This is a genomic window from Brevundimonas sp. GW821-FHT09G01, from assembly GCF_059416065.1.
Map to the genome: position 1 here is coordinate 91,242 of NZ_JBWKOL010000004.1, position 19,101 is coordinate 110,342.

Sequence of the window (19,101 nt, forward strand, 5' to 3'; positions counted from 1 at the left end):
TCCAGGGAAGACGTGCCGGAAAATCAGACGCCCGCCGGATCGCTCCGGCGGGCGTTCTGCTGTCCGCCGCGGGCCTGTAAAAGACACCGTTCACCGACCAAGTGAACATTGATCACATTGCTGCGACAAAACCTTCAATCCGTTGCAGCCAAAGGACTGGACGCGCATTCCCACGGTGCCTCCCCGGCATAGTTTGGAAACGCCGCCCTCCCCCCGGGCCTCCGAAAGTAAAAAGTAATGACCTCCTCCAAGTCGCTGTTCACCGGCGTGGCTCTGGCCGCGTTGGTTTTCGCCGTCGCCACGCCGTCGTTCGCCGGCTCCTTCTATCTCCAGGAACAATCCGCCCGCGCCGCCGGCCGCGCCTATTCGGGCGAGGGCGCCGACCGCGGCGTCGGTTCGCTGTGGTGGAACCCCGCCGCCATCGCGCGCAGCGGCCGTGAAGTCACCTTCAGCGTCCACGGCCTGGCCCTGAACTCGACCATCAACAACGCCGGATCGTCGATCGTCTATCCGGGCGGAACCACGGTGCCGGTCCAGGGACAGTCGACCAGCAATAACCCGATCGAAAGCGGCATCGTGCCGAACTTCGCCGTCGCCGTGCCGGTCGGCGATCGCTTCGCCGTCGGCCTCAGCCTCTCGGCCCCGTACAATTTCACCACCAAGTATCAGGGCAATTCCTTCGCCCGCTACGACGCCCTGACCTCGGAGCTGCGCTCGGTCAACGTCGGCCTGACCGGCGCCATGCAGGTCACCGACTGGCTGGACATCGGCGTCGGCGTGGACGCCCAGTATGTGAAGGCCAAGCTGACCTCGTCCCTGCCCAATCTGTCGCCGGCCCTGCCGGACGGCACGTCGTCCCTGGAAGGCGACGGCTGGGACTACGGCTGGAACGCCGGCGCCCAGGCCCATTTCGGCCGTCTGGACCTCGGCCTCAGCTACCGCTCCAAGATCGAGCATGAGCTGGACGGCGAGGTGAACGTGACCGGCCTGCTGGGCCCCATCGCGGCGGGCAATGTCTCGACGGACGGCGTGGCCAGCTTCAACACCCCGTGGTTCGCCACCGCCTCGGTCCGCTATGCGGTCAACGACAAGCTGACCCTGAACGCCCAGGTCAACCGCATCGGCTGGTCCGAGTTCGACGCCATCCGCGTCGCCTACGGCGCGGGCGGCGACGTGATCGTGCAGGACTACAAGGACGTCACCACGGGCGCGGTCGGCTTCGACTATGTGGCCAGCGACCGCCTGACCCTGCGCGGCGGCATCGGCTACGATCCGACCCCGACCCGGGACAGCGAGCGCACCACCCGCATCCCCGACGCCGACCGCTGGCTGATCTCGGCCGGCGCCTCGGTCAAGGCGGCGGACAAGGTCACCGTCGACATGGGTCTGACCTACATCGCCTTCTCGGACAGCGACATCCACAGCGACCGGACCTTCTACCCGGGCACGCCCGCGGCCACGACCTCGCAGCTGCGCGGCACGGCCGAAGGCGGCGGCGTCGTCGCCTCGGCGGGCATCCGCTACGCCTTCTAATTCGCTCTGAAGCTTTCCGGCGGGCGTCCTCGTTCGTCCGCCGGAAAGCGCCCAGGGCGATGGACGGACGCCCGACTCCGGCGCCGTTCCGACACGTTGCGTCCTCAGCGGTTCAGATATCGCTGCAACCCCGGACTTGAACTTTCTCCCGGAACCCGATCACTTTCCGACAGGCCGTGCGCAAACGGAGGGGTATCATGACGCGACCATCGAAAATCGAGGCGATCGAGAACGCCCGTGTCACCGTGCGGACCGGGACCGTGCTCGACAGCCAGACCTCGCAGCGCACCCACATCAATTCCCGCACGACGACCCGGGGCGACGTCGCGACAGGTCACGTTCACAGTGACACGACCGTCTCCTCCACCGCGTCGGAACTGATCCGGCTCTTCGTGCAGGAGGACGGCGGTCGCGAATTCGAGGCGACCGTCACCAACGCCGGCTTCGGCTTCCGCCAGGGGCACCGGGTTTCGGTCTTCTATGTCGGCACACGGGCCAACGACCATCCGGCGCCGGTCGGCGTGATCAATCATTCGACGGGCGCGGGACGGATCTTTGATAACGATGTGAAGCGACAGGTGCGTGAGCCGGGCAGCCTGCTCGATGCGCTTCGTCTCGTTCTGGGGCTCGTCCTCATCGTGGTCGGACCGATCCTGGTCTGGAACATCTGGAGCGGCGTCGCCGACGGCCTGCGATCCGGGGGGCAGGAAGCCAATCTGGGTGAGCTGTTTTTCAAGGCCATGACGGCGCTGGTGGTGGGCGTCTTCGGCGGCATGTTCGCCTGCTCCCTGCTTCTGGCGCTGGGCGTAAGGGTCGGGCTGCTGCCCAGGCCGAAGCCGTCGATTTCCGGTCAGGTGCTCGAGCAGGTCGAGCAGGCCCGCGCGGCGGCGATTGCGACCGAGGAACGCCGGGCCGTCGTGGCCTAGGGACCCCGCATCCCGCCCGGACCAAACGAAAACGCCCGCCGGATCACTCCGGCGGGCGTCTTTGTATTCAGCTTAGACCTCAGGCTTACGCCTTGGCGGCGTAGCCCTTGCCGCCGTTCGACGGCTTCCGGCGACGCGGACGGCGCTTCATTTCACCGACCGGCTTCGGCTCGTGGGCCGGAGCGCTGGTGTGGCGCGGGTCGTTGTTGGTGGTGCGCGGCCGGTCGCGGGCCATCGGATCGAAGGCGCGTTCCGGGGTCGGACGGGCGTCGCGGCCCGGGCCGGGCTTGCGGACGCGGTGCGGTTGCCCGCCGCCTTCCAGCTTGACGCCGTCGCGGCGCGGGTTGCGCGGGCCGCGCTGCTGCTGGCGGTCGCCGCGGCCGTCGTCGGGCATCGTCGCCTTGGACTTCACGCCCGACGCCATGATCGACTGGTCCAGCAGGGCCAGCGACTTGTCATTGCGGCGGTCGCTCGACGGGATCTTCTGGCGGGTCACCTTCTCGATGTCGCGCAGCAGCTTCATCTCGTCGCCGGCGACGAAGCTGATGGCCGAGCCGTCCTTGCCCGCGCGGGCCGTCCGGCCGATGCGGTGCACATAGGCCTCCGGCACGTGCGGCAGTTCGAAGTTCAGCACGTGCGAGACGCCGTCCACGTCGATGCCGCGCGCGGCGATGTCGGTGGCGACCAGAACGCGCAGCTTGCCGGCCTTGAAGGCGGCCAGGGTGCGCTCACGCTGCGGCTGGGACTTGTTGCCGTGGATGGCGCCGGACTCGACGCCGCCGGCTTCCAGATAGGCCGCGACCTTGTCGGCGCCGTGCTTGGTCTTGGTGAAGACCAGGCAGCGCGTGTACTCGGGATCGCTGAACATCTCGGTCAGCAGGGCGCGCTTGCGGCCTTGCTCGATATGGATGACCGACTGGTTGATCCGCTCCACGGTCGTGGCTTGCGGGGTCACCTGGACCTTGACCGGATCCTTCAGCAGCTCGCCGGCCAGCTTGCCGATCTCCGACGGCATGGTGGCCGAGAAGAACAGGTTCTGACGCTTGGCCGGGATGCGGCTGACGATCTGGCGGATCGGCTTGATGAAGCCCAGGTCCAGCATCTGGTCGGCTTCGTCCAGGACGAAGATCTCGGTGGCCGACAGGTCCAGGTTCTTTTGCTGGATGTGGTCCAGCAGACGGCCCGGGGCGGCGACCAGGATGTCGAGGCCCTGGTTCAGCGAGCGTTCCTGCCCGCCGTACTTCACGCCGCCGAAGATCACGGCGACGCGGAAGCCCAGGTGCTTGCCGTAGGCCTTGAAGCTCTCGCCGATCTGGGTGGCCAGTTCGCGCGTCGGCGACAGCACCAGGCAGCGCGTGGTGCGGGGCAGGGGGGCGACGCGGTTGGCCGCCAGGCGGTGCAGGATCGGCAGGGCGAAGGCGGCGGTCTTGCCGGTGCCCGTCTGGGCGATGCCCAGCAGATCCTTGCCGGCCATGACGTCCGGGATGGCCTTCTGCTGGATCGGGGTCGGCGTGGTGTAGCCTTCCGCGGTCAGCGCCTGCAGCAGGGCCGGATTCAGGCCCATGGATTCAAAGGTATTGTTGCTCACGGAGCGGTTTCTTTCGCATGCGGCGACGCGCATCAGCCATGGCTCGTAAGCCGTCAGGGCCGCGCACCGCCAGTCCCGATAAGGGCCTCAAGCGTGAGACCTTCGGGGTGGATCGGGCGCCGCCCCGCGTGTCCGGGCAGCGAATGAATCTTGAGGAGCCGGCGGCTGCTACAGTCAGATCTTCGGGGAGGAAGACCCACACGCGCTGGAGACGCCGGAGACCGCAAATGGTGCGGTGCAGCGGGCAAATGGCCTGCAAAGGTGTTCAAGTCAAGGCGTGAGGCTCAGGATCCGCCCAGCAGCCCCACCGCCATATTGACCGTCAGGGCCACCACCACGGTGTTGAAGACGAAGGCCGCCAGGCTGTGCACGGTCGAGGTCCGGCGCACGCCCCGGTCGGTGATCTGCACGTCCGCCGTCTGCGAGGCGACGCCGATGATCAGCGAGAAATGCAGGAAGTCCCAGTAGTCGGGCTCCGGATCGTCGCCGGGAAACACTAGCCCGCCCCGGTCGCCCTTGTCGCCCGCCGCATAGAAGACGTGGGCGTAGTGAAAGGCGAAGATCACGTGCACGAACAGCCACGACAGCACGACCGTCGTCAGGGCCAGCACCGCCGAGCCGCCGCCGCCCTGCGCCGCTTCCCCGACCACCACGACCACGCTGGCCACCGCCGCGATCAGGGCCAGCGGCAGGATGGCGGGGCCCGCTTCGTCCAGCGCCGAGGCGCGCTTGCGGATCGCATCGGCCGAGCGGGTGCGGATCACCTTCACGGCGCTCTCGATCAAGAACAGGCCGACGCCGATGTCCCACGCCAGCGCGATCCGCGACAGCCAGCCTCCGGACACCGGCCACAGCACGCCCGACGCGGCGATCAGGATCAGTACGGCGAGAGGCCAGTGGAGGCGGAGCCAGGTCATGGGGACACTGCATCACCTCTCCATCGCCCGTTCAAGGCGATGGGGCGGTGAGACGCGTCCGTTCCTGACGTACCGGCGTGCGAAGATGGACGATCTTGCACCGCATCCCGTTTTCGTTGTTTCCGATCCGCACGACTTTGGCGCTCTTCGCATCCGTTTTTTCCCAGTGCGGAATCCCTTCGCATCCGCGAAATGGCCCTCGACTTCCCCCGCGTCATCACGGAATGTTACAGCCTCGCCCACGGGAGACGCCCATGTCGATGACGCCGCGCGCCGGACTTCAGGTCGCACAGGAACTGGCCGACTTCATCGAGGCCGAAGTGCTTGCGGGCCTCGACATCACCGCCGAGCGCTTCTGGACCGGCGCCGCCGACCTGTTCGCCCACGCCGCCGTCCGCAACCGCGCCCTGCTGGACGTGCGCGACGACCTGCAGGCCAGGATCGACCAGTGGTCCATCGACCGCGCGGGTCGGCCGCAGGACCCGGCGGCCGCCGCCGCCTTCCTGCGCGAGATCGGCTACCTGGTCCCCGAGCCCGAGCCCTTCGCCATCGCGACCACCCGGGTCGACGCCGAGGTGGCCACCCTGGCCGGGCCGCAGCTGGTCGTGCCGGCGCTCAACGCCCGCTTCGTCCTCAACGCCGCCAACGCCCGCTGGGGCAGCCTCTACGACGCCCTCTACGGCACGGACGCCCTGGGCGATCTGCCGCCACCCGGCCCCTATGACGCCGCCCGCGGCGCCCGCGTGGTCGCCCGCGCCAAGGCCTTCCTCGATGAGGCCGTGCCGCTGGCGCAGGGATCGTGGGCCGACCTCGGCGATCCTTCGGGCGGCATCGCCCTGAAGGACCCCGGCCAGTATGTCGGCCAGACGGGGGCGGGCCGTGTCTTCAGGCACAATGGTCTGCACATCGAGGTGGTCTTCGACCCCGCCCATCCCATCGGCGCGACCGACCCGTCCGGGATTTCCGACGTGATGCTGGAAGCCGCGCTCTCGACCATCGTCGATCTCGAGGACTCGATCGCCGCCGTCGACGCCGCCGACAAGGTCGCCGCCTACCGCAACTGGCTGGGCCTGATGCAGGGCGATCTGGTCGAGACCTTCCAGAAGGGCGGCCAGACCCTGACCCGCGCCCTGAACCCGGACAAGGTCGTGACCGCGCCGGACGGCTCGACCGTGACCCTGCCGGGCCGGTCGCTGCTGTTCGTGCGCAACGTCGGCCACCTGATGACCACCCCCGCCGTCCGTCTGGCGGATGGGTCCGAGGTGTTCGAGGGCGTGCTGGACGCCCTGGTCACCGCCGCCGCCGCCATCCACGACCTCAAGGGACGGGGCCGGTTCCGCAACAGCCGTGAAGGCTCGATCTATATCGTGAAGCCCAAGATGCACGGGCCGGACGAGGTCGCCTTCACCAATGACCTGTTCGGGCGGGTCGAGGACATTCTCGGCCTCGACCGCTGGACCCTGAAGGTCGGCGTCATGGACGAGGAGCGCCGCACCTCGGCCAACCTCGCCGCCTGCCTGAAGCAGGTCGCCAACCGGCTGGTCTTCATCAACACCGGCTTCCTGGACCGCACCGGCGACGAGATCCACACCGCCATGCGGGCCGGTCCGGTGGTGCGCAAGGCGGAGATGAAGTCCTCCGCCTGGATCAGCGCCTACGAGGCCCGCAACGTGGCCATCGGCCTGGCCTGCGGCCTGTCGGGCAAGGCCCAGATCGGCAAGGGCATGTGGGCCGCGCCCGACCGCATGGCCGACATGCTGGAGCAGAAGGCGGCGCATCCGAAGACCGGCGCCAACACCGCCTGGGTCCCGTCGCCGACGGCGGCCACCCTGCACGCCCTCCATTATCACCAGACCGACGTCTTCGCCCTGCGCGAGGCCATCGCGGCGCAGCCGGTTCCCGGTCTCGAACCCCTGCTCACCGCCCCGCTGGCCGAGGGCCGCAACTGGTCGGGGGAAGAGGTCGCCGAGGAGCTGGAGAACAACGCCCAGGGCCTGCTCGGCTATGTCGTGCGCTGGATCGACCAGGGCGTCGGCTGTTCCAAGGTGCCGGACATCCACGACGTCGGCCTGATGGAGGACCGCGCCACCCTGCGCATCTCCTCCCAGCATATGGCCAACTGGCTGCTGCATGGCGTCTGCACCGCCGATCAGGTCGAGGCCGCCCTGCTGAAGATGGCCGCCAAGGTCGACGCCCAGAACGCGGGCGACCCGCTCTATGAGCCCATGGCCCCGAACCCCGACGCCAGCCTCGCCTTCCAGGCCGCGCGGGCCCTGGTGTTCGAGGGAACCGAACAGCCCAACGGCTACACCGAGCCGCTGCTGCACCGGTTCAGGGCGGAGAAGAAGGATCTAGGGTCTAGGGTCTAGGCTGGGGCCGTGGGAGCATTTGGCGAGTGAGCTGGAACAGCATCTCCCTAGCCCCTAGCCCCTAGCCCCTAACCCCTACTGCTCGCTGCCCGAGCGCCACAGGTTGTTCGTCAGCGGCTCCAGCAGATAGGCCAGGGCCGTCCGCTTGCGCAGCAGGATGACCACCTGCACCGGCGCGCCCGGACGCAGGACCTCGGCGCCCCGGCCCAGCTTGGCCAGCTCGTTGGCGGGGACGACGATCTCGGCGCGGTAGAAGCTGGCGCCGGTCTCCTCGACCGTGAAGCTGTCGGCCGAGATGCTCTTCACCGTGCCGTGGATGATCGGCGGGTTGCGCTCGCGCAGGCCGGGGAACTTGACCTCGGTGGTCTGGCCGATGCGCAGGTTGTCGATGTCGGTGGGGGTGACCTTGGCCACGATCACCTGCGAGGCGTCGTTGGGCACGATCTCCATCAGGGTCTGGCCCGGCTGGATGACCCCGCCCTGGGTGAAGATGGTCAGGCCGACGACCTGGCCGGTGGCCGGGGCGCGAACCTCGTTGCGGGCGATCTGGGCCCGGAGCTCGATCATGCGCGGACGCAGCTCGTTCAGCTGCACGTCGATCTGGCGCAGCTGGTCGGCGACGTCCTCGCCCATCTTGGTGTTCACGCCGGCCATCTGCAGCCGGGTCTCGCCCACCGCCTCGCGCGAGCGGGCGATCTGGGCGCGCAGGGAGCCCAGCTCGCCGTCCAGCTGGGCGGCGGTGCGCTCCAGCGCCCGGACGCGGGTCTGCGGCGCATAGCCCTTCTCGGCCAGGCCGCGCATGCCGGTCAGCTCCTCCTGGATCAGGCGTTGCTGCTCCTGGTTGGACTCGATCTGGCGCTGATAGCCGTCGATCTGGTCGTTCAGCTGGGCGATCCGCTGGCTCAGCACGCCCGTCTCGGTCGAGCGGCCGGTGCGGCGGGCCCCGAACTGCAGCTGCTGGATGCGGAGCGACTCCTGGGCCAGGGCCGCGTCCTCGGGCGCCAGGTCCGCGAACTCCGGCGGCGTGGGGATCGAGCCCATCCGGTCGCGCTCGGCCACCAGCCGGGAGCGCTGGGCGATCAGGGCGTAGACCTGGCTGGCCACGCCGCGCTCGGTGGCCTTCAGCTCGCCGCTGGACAGCTGCAGCAGGATCTGGCCGCGCTGGACGGTGTCGCCCTCGGCCACGAGCAGGGCGCTGACGACGCCGCCCTCGCGGTGCTGCACCGCCTGGCGGTTGCCCGAGACGGCGACCTGGCCGTCCGCATAGGCGCCGGCGTCCAGCGGCGCGATGGCGGCCCAGCCCAGGCCGATGATGAAGAAGACGAGGATGATGATCCCGCCGATCCACAGCTCAAGCCGCGGCGTGTCGGCGACGACCGTCGGACCGGACGGCGCTTCGGGCAGGGCGACAGGTGGCGGCGCGGCGGCGGTCTCCGGCGCGGGGGCGGCCGGGTCCTGGGGCGCTGTGGCGTCGGTCATTGGCTGCGTCGCGGCGGTTGGGCGGAGCTGGAGATCCGGCCCTGGGTTTGCTGAGGTTGACCCGGCGCCTGTTGCGGCGCGGTCGGGGCGGGGCCGCGCGGCGTGGTGGCGCGCATCTTCTCGAGCACCTCCTCGCGGGGGCCTTCCAGCTGGACCATGCCGTCGCGCATCATCAGCAGCCGGTCGACCCGGGCCAGGACTCCGGCGCGGTGGGCGATGATGACCACGGCCGCGCCGCGCGCGGCGGCGCCGAGGATGGCCTGCATCAGCGCCGCCTCGCCTTCCTGGTCGAGGTTGGAGTTGGGCTCGTCCAGCACCAGCAGGACGGGTTCGTTGTACAGCGCCCGCGCCAGCGCCACGCGCTGCGCCTGACCGGCGGACAGGCCCTGGCCGAACGGGCCCAGCAGGGTGTCGTAGCCGTTGGGCAGGCGCAGGATCAGCTCATGCGCGCCGGCCTGCATGGCGGCCTTCACCGCCCCGCGGTCGGCGGTGTCCTGATCGACGCCCGTGGCGGTGGCGAAGCGCGAGATGTTGTCCTTGATGGTCCCGGCGAACAGGCTGGGGACCTGCGGCAGATAGCCGATCCAGCGGGCCAGTTCGTCGCCCTCGCGCGCCTCATACTCGGCGCCGTCCAGGCGGACCGCGCCGGCCTGCGGCTTCAGCGCGCCGGCGACGACCCGGGCCAGGGTGGTCTTGCCCGAGCCGCTGGCGCCCACGACGCCCAGGGTCTCGCCGGGCTTCAGCGCGAAGGCGACGCCGCGCAGTTGCGGGTTCTCGGTCTCCGGGAACTTCACCGACACGGCCTCGACCTGCAGCCGGCCCTTGGGGTCGGGCAGGGCGGTGCGCTCGCGCTCCACCGAGGCGGTGGCGCCGAACAGTTCGGTCAGGGTCTTCCAGCTGGCCACGGCCTGGACCAGGTTGGGCCACACCCCGACCAGCAGCTCCACCGGCGCGACGGCGCGGCTCAGCAGCACCGAGGAGGCGATGATGGAGCCCTGCGAGATCTCGCCCTTCACCGCCAGATAGGCGGCCAGGCCCAGGGCGGCGGACTGCATCACCAGGCGCAGGAATTTGATCGCGCCGGAGTAGCGGCCCCCGGCCAGCTGGGCGTCGGCCTGGGCGGCCGTCGCGTGGCGGCGCTGCTCGACCTGACGGGCGATGGAGGACTGGCGCATGCCCAGGGCGCGGACCACCTCGGCCTGGCCGGCGATCCCTTCCTGGGCGGCGTAGGCGTGGTTCTGCGACTGGATGGCCCGGTTCAGGCGCGGGCGGGTGTCGCGCTCGTTCAGCCAGGCGAGGGTGAACAGGGTGAGGCCGCCGACCAGCGTCAGCACGCCGATGGCCGGGTGCAGCAGGAAGCAGCACAGCAGGTAGATCGGGGTCCAGGGCGCGTCGAACAGGGCCAGCATGCCCTGGCCGCCGATGGCGCCGCGCACGTTGTCGAACTCGCGCAGAGCCTGGGTGTTGGGCGCCTTGGCCTGCAGGTCCATGACCCGCTGCAGCACCTTGCCCGACAGCATGCGGTCCAACCGCAGCCCGGCGCGCAGCATCAGCCGTCCGCGCAGCCAGTCCAGTCCGGCCAGGGCACCGAGGGCCAGCACGGCCACGCAGGTGATCAGGGTCAGGGTCAGGATGCCGCCTGTCGGCACCACCCGGTCGTACACCTGCATCATGTACAGGGTCGGCGTCAGATAGAGCAGGTTGACGAGCGCGGAGAACACCGCCGCCCAGACGAAGTGCGAGCGGCACGCGATGAGCGCCTCGGCGAGGGGCTCCGTTCCCGGTTTGCTGGGCAGCAGGTTTTTCAGCACGTGTCGGGTCGGGTCCTGCGGGAAGTACGACGCTACTCTAACCTGTGGAACGCCAATCCCATAGCGGCGCCGCGCATAGGTTGAGCGAACGCATTTCTGACCCATGTTTAACTTGCCGCCAAAGGGTTGGCGCGACAGGGTGCCGCCCTTCACGGAGGGCGTGGCATGCTGACGATCGAGAACCTGACCCATATCTACGGCAACGGGACTCGCGCACTGGATGACGTCAGCCTGACCATTCCCAAGGGGATGTTCGGGCTGCTGGGACCCAACGGCGCCGGCAAATCCACCCTGATGCGGTCGATCGCGACCCTGCAGACCCCGACCTCGGGCTCGATCCGTTTCGGCGACATCGACGTCATCAGCGAGCCGGAGAAGCTGCGCCGCGTCCTCGGCTACCTGCCCCAGGATTTCGGCGTCTATCCGCGGGTCTCGGCCTACGACATGCTCGATCACATGGCGGTGCTGAAGGGCATCGCCAACGGCAGGGAGCGCAAGGCCACGGTCGAGGCGCTGCTGAACCAGGTCAACCTGTGGCCCGTGCGCGGCAAGGCGCTGGCCGGCTTCTCGGGCGGCATGCGCCAGCGCTTCGGCATCGCCCAGGCCCTGATCGGCAACCCCGAACTGATCATCGTCGACGAGCCCACCGCCGGTCTGGACCCTGAGGAGCGCAACCGCTTCCTCAACCTGCTGGCCGAGGTGGGCGAGAACGTCGTCGTCATCCTGTCGACCCATATCGTCGGCGACGTGACCGACCTGTGCCCCCGCATGGCGGTGCTGGCCGGCGGCAAGATCCAGCTGGAAGGCGTCCCCGCCGACCTGCAGCACACGCTGGAGGGGCGGATCTGGAAGCGGATCATCGACAAGGCCGAGCTGCCCGATTTCAAGAAGCGCTACGAGGTCATCTCGACCCGTCTGCTGGCGGGCCGGACCGTGATCCACGTCCTCGCCGACAACCACCCGGGAGACGGCTTCGAAGGCGCGCCCGGCGGCCTTGAGGATGTCTATCTGGCGACCGTCGCCAAGACCCGCCGCGCGGCCTGATCCCCATGTTCGGCAAAATCGCGAGCTTCGAGTTCCGCTACCAGCTGCGCCAGCCGGCGTTCTGGGTCATCGCCATCGTCTTCGGCCTGCTGGCCTTCGGCGCGGTCGCCAGCGACAACGTCTCGCTGGGATCGGGCGGCAACGTTCACAAGAATGCGCCCTACGCGCTGTCCGTCGCCCACATCATCTTCAACGTCTTCTTCATGCTGGCCACGACGGCCATCGTGGCCAACGTCGTGGCGCGGGACACCCAGACCGGCTTCGGGCCGATGATCCAGAGCACCCGGATCACCAAGGGCGCCTATCTGTACGGCCGCTTCTTCGGCGCGTTCGCGGCGGTGTCGCTCTGCTATTTCAGCATCTCCATCGGCACCCTGCTGGGCACGATGATGCCCTGGGTCGATCCCGAGACGGTGGGCGCGTTCCGGCCACAGGACTATCTCTACGCCTATGGCGTCTTCGGCCTGACGGGCCTGTTCCTGACCTCGGCCCTGTTCTTCACTCTCGCGACCCTCACCCGGTCGATGATGGCCACCTATGTCGGCGTGGTCGCGGTCCTGATCGTCTACCTGGGCACCACCGGAGCCCTGGGCACGAAACCCGAGTTCGAAACCGCCCTGGCCTGGGCCGAGCCCTTCGGCAGCGGCGCCTATTCGCTGGTCACCAAATACTGGACGGCGGCCGAGCGGAACACGCTGAACCCGCCGCTGGAAGGCGTGCTGCTCTGGAACCGGGTCATCTGGGTCGCGGTCGGCGCGGCCCTGCTGGCCGGCGCCTATCTGCTCTACCGTCCCGCCGCCAAGGGCGCGAAGCCGAAGAAGCAGGAGCGCCTGCGCGCGCTGGCCGAGGCCGCCGCGCCCGTGTCCGCGCCCCTGGGCGACCTGCCGGCTCCGAGCCATGGCTTCGCCAGCGGCGTGGCGCGGCTGGTCTCGCGCACGGCTTTCGAGACGGCCCTGATCTTCAAGAGCCCCGCCTATGTCGTCCTGATCCTGCTGGGCTTCGCCTTCGCCGTGGCGACCCTGTTCTTCATGGGCGAGATCTACGGCGCGCCGCTGCTGCTGGTCACCCGCGTGGCGATCACCGGCCTGACCGGCGCCTTCGGCCTGATCTCCATCGTCATCGCGATCTATTATTCGGGCGAGCTGGTCTGGCGCGATCGTGACCGCAAGGTGCACGAGATCATCGACGCCACCTCGACCCCGGACTGGACCTTCCTGGTTCCCAAGACCCTGGCGCTGGCGCTGGTGCTCATCTCCACCGCCCTGATCGGCGTGGTGGCGGGCGTCGTCGTTCAGACCATCAAGGGCTACACCGACTTCGAGCTGGGCAAATACCTGTTCTGGTATGTCATCCCGCAGGCCGTGAGCTTCGGCTTGCTGGCCGTGCTGGCGATCTTCGTCCAGGCGCTGTCGCCCAACAAGTTCGTCGGCTGGGCGATCATGGTCGTCTACATGATCTCGACGATCGTGCTGTCCAACCTCGGCTTCGACCACGTGCTCTACGCCTACGGCCGGGGCATCGGGGTGCCGCTGTCGGACATGAACGGCACGGGCGACTACGCCGGGTTCAACGCCTGGCTGGACGCCTACTGGACCGCCTTCGCGGTGGTGCTGCTGGTCATCGCCTACGGTCTGTGGCGTCGCGGTACGGAGACCCGGCTGTGGCCGCGTCTCAAGCGCTTCCCGCGCCGTTTGATGGGCCCGGCGGGCGCGATCGGCGGCGTGGCGCTGGCGGCCTTCGTCGGCCTGGGCGTTTTCATCTACACGAACACCAACGTCTGGAACGAGTACCGCACCGACAGCCAGACCGAGCGGCTTCAGGCCGACGCCGAGAAGACCCTGCTGCGCTACGAGACCCAGCCGCAGCCGTCGGTCTCGGACGTGCGTCTGGTCATGGACCTGCATCCCCATGCGCCCAAGCTGACCACGCGCGGGAGCTATGTGCTGGAGAACAAGACCGACCAGCCCCTGCGCGAAGTTCACCTGCGCTGGAGCGACGACCTGGAGATGAAGCAACTGCTCGTGCAGGGCGCGACGGTCGCCCGCGAGTGGCCGGAGTTCGACTACCGCATCTATCGCTTCGACACCCCGATGCAGCCGGGCGAGCGCCGCACCGTGCAGTTCGAGACCGTGCTGGAGCAGCGCGGCTTCAAGAACAGCGGCAACACCACCCGCCTGGTCGACAACGGCACCTTCGTCACCAACGGCGAGTTCACGCCGACGGTCGGCATGGATCGCCGCGGCCTGCTGACCGACCGCGCCAAGCGCCGCAAGCTGGGCCTGCCCGCCGAGCTGCGTCCGGCCAAGCTGGAAGACGAAAGCGCCCGCGCCCACAACTACATCGGCGCCGACTGGGTGACGGCGGACATCACCGTCACGACCGACGCCGACCAGACCGTGGTCGCGCCCGGCGACAAGCGCTCGGACGTCACGGCCAACGGTCGCCGCACGGCGCGCTTCGTCACCGAGTCTCCGGTGCTGAACTTCTTCTCGATCCAGTCGGCCCGCTACGCCCAGACCCGGCGCGAGCACAACGGGGTCGAGCTGGTGGTCTTCCACGACCCCGCCCACACCCGCAACGTGGGCCGGATGCTGGATGCGCTGGAGTCGTCGCTGGACTACTTCCAGGCCAATTTCAGCCCCTACCAGTTCCGTCAGGCCCGGATCGTGGAGTTCCCGGACTACGCGTCCTACGCCCAGTCCTTCCCCAACACCTTCGCCTGGTCTGAAGGGCTCGGCTTCATCGCCGACCTCAGCGACCCGACCAAGATCGACTACGTCACCTATGTCGCCGCGCACGAGTTCGGCCACCAGTGGTGGGCGCACCAGGTCGTCGGCTCCAACCAGCAGGGCATGACCACCCTGTCGGAAACCCTGGCGCAGTACTCGGCGCTGATGGTGATGGAGAAGAAGTACGGCCGGGATCAGATCCGCCGCTTCCTGAAGTTCGAGCTGGACCGCTACCTGCGCTCGCGCGGCACCGAGCGGCTGGAAGAGATGCCGTTGTTCCGCAACGAGAACCAGCAGTACATCCACTACCAGAAGGGCGGGCTGGTCATGTACCTGCTGCGCGATCAGATCGGCGAGGACGCGGTCAATCGCGCCCTGCGCCGGGTGCTGGCGCAATACGCCTTCAAGGGCGCGCCCTATCCCCGCTCCCTGGACCTCGTGGCCGCCCTCCGGGCCGAGGCGCCGGCGGACAAGCAGGCCCTGATCACCGACCTGTTCGAAAAGATCACCCTGTATGACGTCAAGACCACCGGCTCGACGGCGACCCGCCGCGCCGACGGCCGCTGGGACGTCACCATCACCGTCGACGCCCGCAAGCTGTACGCGGACGGGCAGGGCAAGGAGACCGACGCGCCGCTGAACGAAAGCTTCGACGTGGGCCTGTTCGGCGCCGAGCCGGGCAAGGGCCGCTTCAACGAGGGCGACGTCATCCTGCTGGAGCGCCGCCCCATCCGGACCGGGGTGCAGACCCTGCGCTTCATCACGACGAAGAAGCCGTCGTTCGTGGGCGTTGATCCCTACAACAAGTGGATCGACCGCAACTCGGACGACAACGTCAGGCCGGTGGACTAGGGCGAAACGGTTGAGCTGGACGTGGTCCGGCTCAACTCGGGTTTCGCTCCTGGGCGGGCGATCCCGGGGCCGGGCTGTTCGCCAGGTCGGAGAGACAGCCTCGCCATTCGGCGAGCAGTTCCGGTCGACCGCTGACATCGATCCGGAAGCGTTCCAGCGCGGCGCCCGGGCTGGATTGGTAGGCGACTTCGGCGATCCCGAGATCCGCCAGGCCGCTGAAGAAGGCCGAGGTCTGCGGGCCCATCCGGTAGACGAACATCTCGACCCCCGTGCCGTCGGACTCCTCGCGCCGGATGAACTCGCGCGAGGTCTCCGCGCCGTCTCCGACCAGGACGCCGTGAGCCAGGGGCTGCAGTCGCCTGTCCGGTCCGGAGATGCCGAGACGCAGCACGGCGGCCTGTTCTCCGCTCATGTGATTCAGCACCATCGCGGATCCCGCGAAGGCCTGGGTCGGGGGTTGCTCCGGCCCCGCCCGGCGCAGGACGAGGATGTTCAACTCGCACCCGAAGAGCAGTCCCTCCCTGCGATGGGGGGTGACCCGAGCGGCGCGGATCGCGTCCTCGGGCGCGGCCGCGACGGAACCCGGGACGCTCGCGGCGAGCATCCCGATCAGGCTGGTCAGGGCGATGGCGCGCCGCATCACCGCGTCCCGAACAGCCGGTCGCCGGCGTCGCCCAGGCCCGGCACGATGTAGCCGTGGTCGTTCAGCCGCTCGTCCACGGCGGCGACCCAGACGGGCACGTCGGGATGCCAGCCGCGTAGCCGCTCCAGCCCCTCGGGCGAGGCGACCAGGCAGACGAAGCGCAGATTGGTGACGCCGCGCTCCTTCAGCCGTTCGATGGCCGCGACCGCCGTATTGGCCGTGGCCAGCATGGGGTCGATGACGATGCACAGGCGATCGCCGACGTCCTCCGGGGCGCGGAAATAGTACTCCACCGCGTCCAGGGTCTCGGGCTCGCGGTACAGGCCGACATGGCCGACGCGGGCGGAGGGGACGAGGTCCAGCATCCCTTCGACCAGACCCAGGCCGGCGCGCAGGATGGGCACGAAGACCAGCTTCTTGCCCTCGATGCGGGAGCCGGTGGTGGGCCCGACCGGGGTCTCGACCGGATAGTCCTCCAGCGGCAGGTCGCGCGTGACCTCGTAGCAGAGCAGGGTCGAGATCTCCCGCAGCAGGGCCCGGAACCGCGCGGTCGAGGTGTCCTTCGAACGCATGATCGACAGCTTGTGGGCGACCAGCGGGTGACCGACGATGGTGACCCCGTCCATCTTGAAGGCGGCTTTCGGCATCAGAAGACGGTCCCGTCGGAGAGGATGGTCAGGGGCGGTCCGCCGCCCGGTCGGCGTTCGGCGGCGGCGCGGCGTCCGGCGGCCCAGGTGCCGCCCTCCAGCACGCTGGCCAGCGGCATGGCCTCGGCGGTGACGCCCAGTTCGGCCCGCACCAGCGGCGCGATCTGGTCCAGCAGGGCCACGGTCATGGCGCGCCAGCCGACCACCAGCGGGTCGGACACCGGCCAGGCCTTGTCCGCGTCCGCCGGGTCCTTGAGCGTCAGCACGCCCAGGTCGGTGAACAGGCCGCCGTTGCGGTATTCCGCCAGCCCGGTGAGGCCGTCCAGATCGACCACCTTGAGGCCCGCGGTCTGCAGCGGTTCGACCAGCGAATAGCTGAGCCACTGGGACAGCTTGTGGATCGGCACGAGACCATCGGTGGCGTCGTCGCGCTTCATCGCTGGATGCTTCCAGCAGTCGCCTAGATCGACGCCGCCAAGCGTCAGCCGGTCCTGCCAGACCGGACCGAAGGCCTCGAGCAGCAGTTCGAGGATGGCCGGGGCGGGCAGGGCGCCTTCGGTCGCCTGGGCGATCAGGACATCGGCCAAGCCGCCTGGGCGGGGCGTGTCGGCCGTGGCGAACAGGTCGGGCCGGGCGAGGCATTGCGTGCCCAGCCGCCGCAGCAGGGCTGCCCGGCCCTCCAGCCCGGCCAGGGGATTGGCGCCCGAGACCTGGAAGCCCTCCGCCAGCGCCTCGGTGGTCAGGGCGGCCAGGGCCTGGGCGTCGACCCGCCAGGGGTCGCGCTCGGTGATCGAGAAGACCCCCGCCTCGAACATCCGCAGGGAGGCGATGCCCAGGCCCTCGGAGCGGGTCAGGATCACGCCGGTGCGGGCGTCGCGATAGGCCCAACCGGGTCCCGAGCCGGCGTCCAGCAGCACCGAGACGATGGCCAGGTCGAACTCGGTCCGCGCCCGGTTTGCGGCGTCCGGCCAGGCGCGAGAGTCCGCGACCGGCCCCCAGAAGTCCTGGCCCTGGATGGCGAAATGGCGCCATCGAGCGTGGAAGGGCACGGCCAGGGTCGGATACTGGTCGCGGATGACGGCGGCGACATAGCGCGCCGTCTCCGGCAAGCGGTCCAGATCGACGCGCCAGTGCTCAAGGCCGTCGGCGACACCGATGGCCAGCATCTCATGGGCCCGCTCGCGGACAGCGGCGGGGGTCAGCAGGCTGCGCGCCTGCCCGGCGTCAGAACTGCTCAAGATCGCGGCCCACCACGCGGGTCAGCTCGTCGGCGGACTTGGCGCCTTCGGGCGTGAAGTAGCCGGCCGCCTTCTTGGCCTCCATCTCGACGGAGGCGTCGGGCGGGATCAGGTAGTCTGGGATCGGCACGCGCTCGCCGATCTCGATGCCCGAGCCGGTGAGGGCGTCGTGCTTCATGTTCGACATGGAGACGAAGCGGTCGATCCTGGTGATCCCAAGCCAGTGCAGGATGTCCGGCATCAGCTGCTGGAAGCGGGCGTCCTGGACGCCGGCGACGCATTCGGTGCGCTCGAAATAGGTGGCCGCCTGGTCGCCGCCCGGCTGACGCTTGCGGGCGTTGTAGACGAGGAATTTCGTGACCTCGCCCAGCGCCCGGCCTTCCTTGCGATTGTAGACGATCAGGCCCGCGCCGCCGTTCTGGGCCTCGTGCACGCATTCCTCGATGCCGTGGGTCAGATAGGGGCGGCAGGTGCATATGTCGGAGCCGAAGACGTCGGAACCGTTGCACTCGTCGTGGACCCGGCAGGTCAGTCGGCGCGCCGGGTCGGCGATCGCGGCCGGATCGCCGAAGATGTACAGGGTGATGCCGCCGATGGGGGGCAGGAAGACCTTGATGTCGGGGCGGGTGACCAGGTCGGCGTACATGCCGCCGGTCTGTTCGAACAGGGTGCGGCGCAGGGCGGTTTCGGTGACGCCGAAGCGTTCGGCGATGCCCGGCAGATACCAGACCGGGTCGATGGCGGCCTTGGTGACGGCCACGTCGCCGGTGTCGTGCACCACGGTCCCGTCGACCTTGATCCGGCCGGCGGCGATGGCTTCGTTGATCTCGCTCAGCTGGAGCCGGGCGCGGGTCACGGCGATGGTCGGGCGGATGTCGACGCCATCCTGGATCTCGGCGGCGAAGTCCTCGGCGACGCGGGCGCCCCAGGGGTCCAGCGAGACGATCTTGCCGCCGTCCGTCCACTGCGGGAACGGCCCCATGGGGGTGGTCGGCGAGGTGTTGGTCAGGTCGGGCCGGTTGTTGGCGCTCATGGCGCCCGACGACACGGCCAAGGCGCGATAGACCGAATAGGCGCCGCCGTGGGCGCCGATGGCGTTGCGGTCGCTACCCGAATTGACGGTGCCGATGACGGGGCCGCGTTCCCGCGCGGTCGGCGCGCCCCAGTTCAGCGGGAAGCGGCTGACGGTTCCCGCACCAGGGTGGGAGTTGAGCCGGATGTGGCTCGGTCGGTTGGACATGTTTCCTCGCTCGATCCGGCTTGTTGTTTTTCTTGCGCCGGACTCATCAGGACACACCCGATCAGACGTGCTGTCCAGTGGGTTG

Annotated in this window: 13 protein-coding genes; 5 read left to right on the forward strand and 8 right to left on the reverse strand. The window is 69.1% G+C overall.

Translation table 11 applies throughout. The features are described 5' to 3' along the window. The first annotated feature begins 237 nt into the window (after positions 1-237). The gene (locus tag AC07NB_RS09640) at positions 238-1,533 is read left to right on the forward strand and encodes an OmpP1/FadL family transporter (RefSeq protein WP_492312363.1); all 1,296 of its coding nucleotides are present in this window, start codon (positions 238-240) and stop codon (positions 1,531-1,533) included. 197 nt (positions 1,534-1,730) lie between these two features. Continuing rightward, on the forward strand, positions 1,731-2,459 hold the full coding sequence (locus AC07NB_RS09645) for a hypothetical protein (RefSeq protein WP_494572575.1): 729 nt from the start codon (positions 1,731-1,733) through the stop codon (positions 2,457-2,459). Positions 2,460-2,544: 85 nt separating this feature from the next. On the opposite strand, the gene AC07NB_RS09650 is transcribed toward AC07NB_RS09645, so the two are convergent. Together AC07NB_RS09650 and AC07NB_RS09655 are read right to left on the reverse strand one after the other, a co-directional pair. Continuing rightward, complete coding sequence (locus tag AC07NB_RS09650; protein WP_494570700.1) at positions 2,545-4,047, reverse strand: DEAD/DEAH box helicase; 1,503 nt, start codon at positions 4,045-4,047, stop codon at positions 2,545-2,547. 284 nt (positions 4,048-4,331) lie between these two features. Beyond that, positions 4,332-4,964 carry a DUF1345 domain-containing protein gene (locus tag AC07NB_RS09655; protein WP_494570701.1) on the reverse strand — a complete coding sequence of 211 codons (633 nt, stop codon included), beginning with the start codon at positions 4,962-4,964 and terminating at the stop codon, positions 4,332-4,334. 254 nt (positions 4,965-5,218) lie between these two features. Between AC07NB_RS09655 and AC07NB_RS09660 the strand changes: the two genes are divergently transcribed. After that, complete coding sequence (locus AC07NB_RS09660; RefSeq protein ID WP_494570702.1) at positions 5,219-7,333, forward strand: malate synthase G; 2,115 nt, start codon at positions 5,219-5,221, stop codon at positions 7,331-7,333. Positions 7,334-7,408: 75 nt separating this feature from the next. Here AC07NB_RS09660 and AC07NB_RS09665 read toward each other — a convergent pair whose 3' ends face one another. Continuing rightward, the gene (locus AC07NB_RS09665; RefSeq protein WP_494570703.1) at positions 7,409-8,812 is read right to left on the reverse strand and encodes an HlyD family type I secretion periplasmic adaptor subunit; all 1,404 of its coding nucleotides are present in this window, start codon (positions 8,810-8,812) and stop codon (positions 7,409-7,411) included. Further along, positions 8,809-10,623, reverse strand: a complete 1,815-nt coding sequence (locus AC07NB_RS09670) for a type I secretion system permease/ATPase (RefSeq protein ID WP_494570704.1) — start codon at positions 10,621-10,623, stop codon at positions 8,809-8,811. The genes AC07NB_RS09665 and AC07NB_RS09670 overlap by 4 nt, the downstream gene beginning before the upstream one ends. A gap of 165 nt (positions 10,624-10,788) precedes the next feature. On the opposite strand from AC07NB_RS09670, the gene AC07NB_RS09675 reads away from it, so the two are divergent. Next, positions 10,789-11,667, forward strand: a complete 879-nt coding sequence (locus AC07NB_RS09675) for an ABC transporter ATP-binding protein (RefSeq protein WP_291836451.1) — start codon at positions 10,789-10,791, stop codon at positions 11,665-11,667. 5 nt (positions 11,668-11,672) lie between these two features. Beyond that, positions 11,673-15,248 carry a M1 family aminopeptidase gene (locus AC07NB_RS09680; protein WP_494570705.1) on the forward strand — a complete coding sequence of 1,192 codons (3,576 nt, stop codon included), beginning with the start codon at positions 11,673-11,675 and terminating at the stop codon, positions 15,246-15,248. 31 nt (positions 15,249-15,279) lie between these two features. On the opposite strand, the gene AC07NB_RS09685 is transcribed toward AC07NB_RS09680, so the two are convergent. The 4 genes from AC07NB_RS09685 to AC07NB_RS09700 are packed head-to-tail and all read right to left on the reverse strand — an operon-like array spanning position 15,280 to position 19,016. Next, the gene (locus AC07NB_RS09685; RefSeq protein WP_494570706.1) at positions 15,280-15,888 is read right to left on the reverse strand and encodes a hypothetical protein; all 609 of its coding nucleotides are present in this window, start codon (positions 15,886-15,888) and stop codon (positions 15,280-15,282) included. Then, a complete protein-coding gene (gene upp / locus AC07NB_RS09690; protein ID WP_291832219.1) occupies positions 15,888-16,517 on the reverse strand; it encodes a uracil phosphoribosyltransferase in 630 nt (209 codons plus the stop codon). The genes AC07NB_RS09685 and upp overlap by 1 nt, the downstream gene beginning before the upstream one ends. A gap of 20 nt (positions 16,518-16,537) precedes the next feature. After that, complete coding sequence (locus AC07NB_RS09695; protein ID WP_494570707.1) at positions 16,538-17,776, reverse strand: DUF1688 family protein; 1,239 nt, start codon at positions 17,774-17,776, stop codon at positions 16,538-16,540. Beyond that, the gene (locus tag AC07NB_RS09700; protein WP_494570708.1) at positions 17,763-19,016 is read right to left on the reverse strand and encodes a GTP cyclohydrolase II; all 1,254 of its coding nucleotides are present in this window, start codon (positions 19,014-19,016) and stop codon (positions 17,763-17,765) included. The genes AC07NB_RS09695 and AC07NB_RS09700 overlap by 14 nt, the downstream gene beginning before the upstream one ends. Between the last annotated feature and the right edge of the window lie 85 nt (positions 19,017-19,101).

Bases quoted from the DNA above. Each gene is read 5' to 3' on its own strand.
- AC07NB_RS09675 (WP_291836451.1), top strand. From the start codon at position 10,789: ATGCTGACGATCGAGAACCTGACCCATATCTACGGCAACGGGACTCGC.
- AC07NB_RS09645 (WP_494572575.1), top strand. From the start codon at position 1,731: ATGACGCGACCATCGAAAATCGAGGCGATCGAGAACGCCCGTGTCACC.
- AC07NB_RS09660 (WP_494570702.1), top strand. From the start codon at position 5,219: ATGTCGATGACGCCGCGCGCCGGACTTCAGGTCGCACAGGAACTGGCC.
- AC07NB_RS09665 (WP_494570703.1), bottom strand. From the start codon at position 8,812: ATGACCGACGCCACAGCGCCCCAGGACCCGGCCGCCCCCGCGCCGGAG.
- upp (WP_291832219.1), bottom strand. From the start codon at position 16,517: ATGGACGGGGTCACCATCGTCGGTCACCCGCTGGTCGCCCACAAGCTG.
- AC07NB_RS09640 (WP_492312363.1), top strand. From the start codon at position 238: ATGACCTCCTCCAAGTCGCTGTTCACCGGCGTGGCTCTGGCCGCGTTG.
- AC07NB_RS09700 (WP_494570708.1), bottom strand. From the start codon at position 19,016: ATGTCCAACCGACCGAGCCACATCCGGCTCAACTCCCACCCTGGTGCG.
- AC07NB_RS09655 (WP_494570701.1), bottom strand. From the start codon at position 4,964: ATGACCTGGCTCCGCCTCCACTGGCCTCTCGCCGTACTGATCCTGATC.
- AC07NB_RS09680 (WP_494570705.1), top strand. From the start codon at position 11,673: ATGTTCGGCAAAATCGCGAGCTTCGAGTTCCGCTACCAGCTGCGCCAG.
- AC07NB_RS09685 (WP_494570706.1), bottom strand. From the start codon at position 15,888: ATGCGGCGCGCCATCGCCCTGACCAGCCTGATCGGGATGCTCGCCGCG.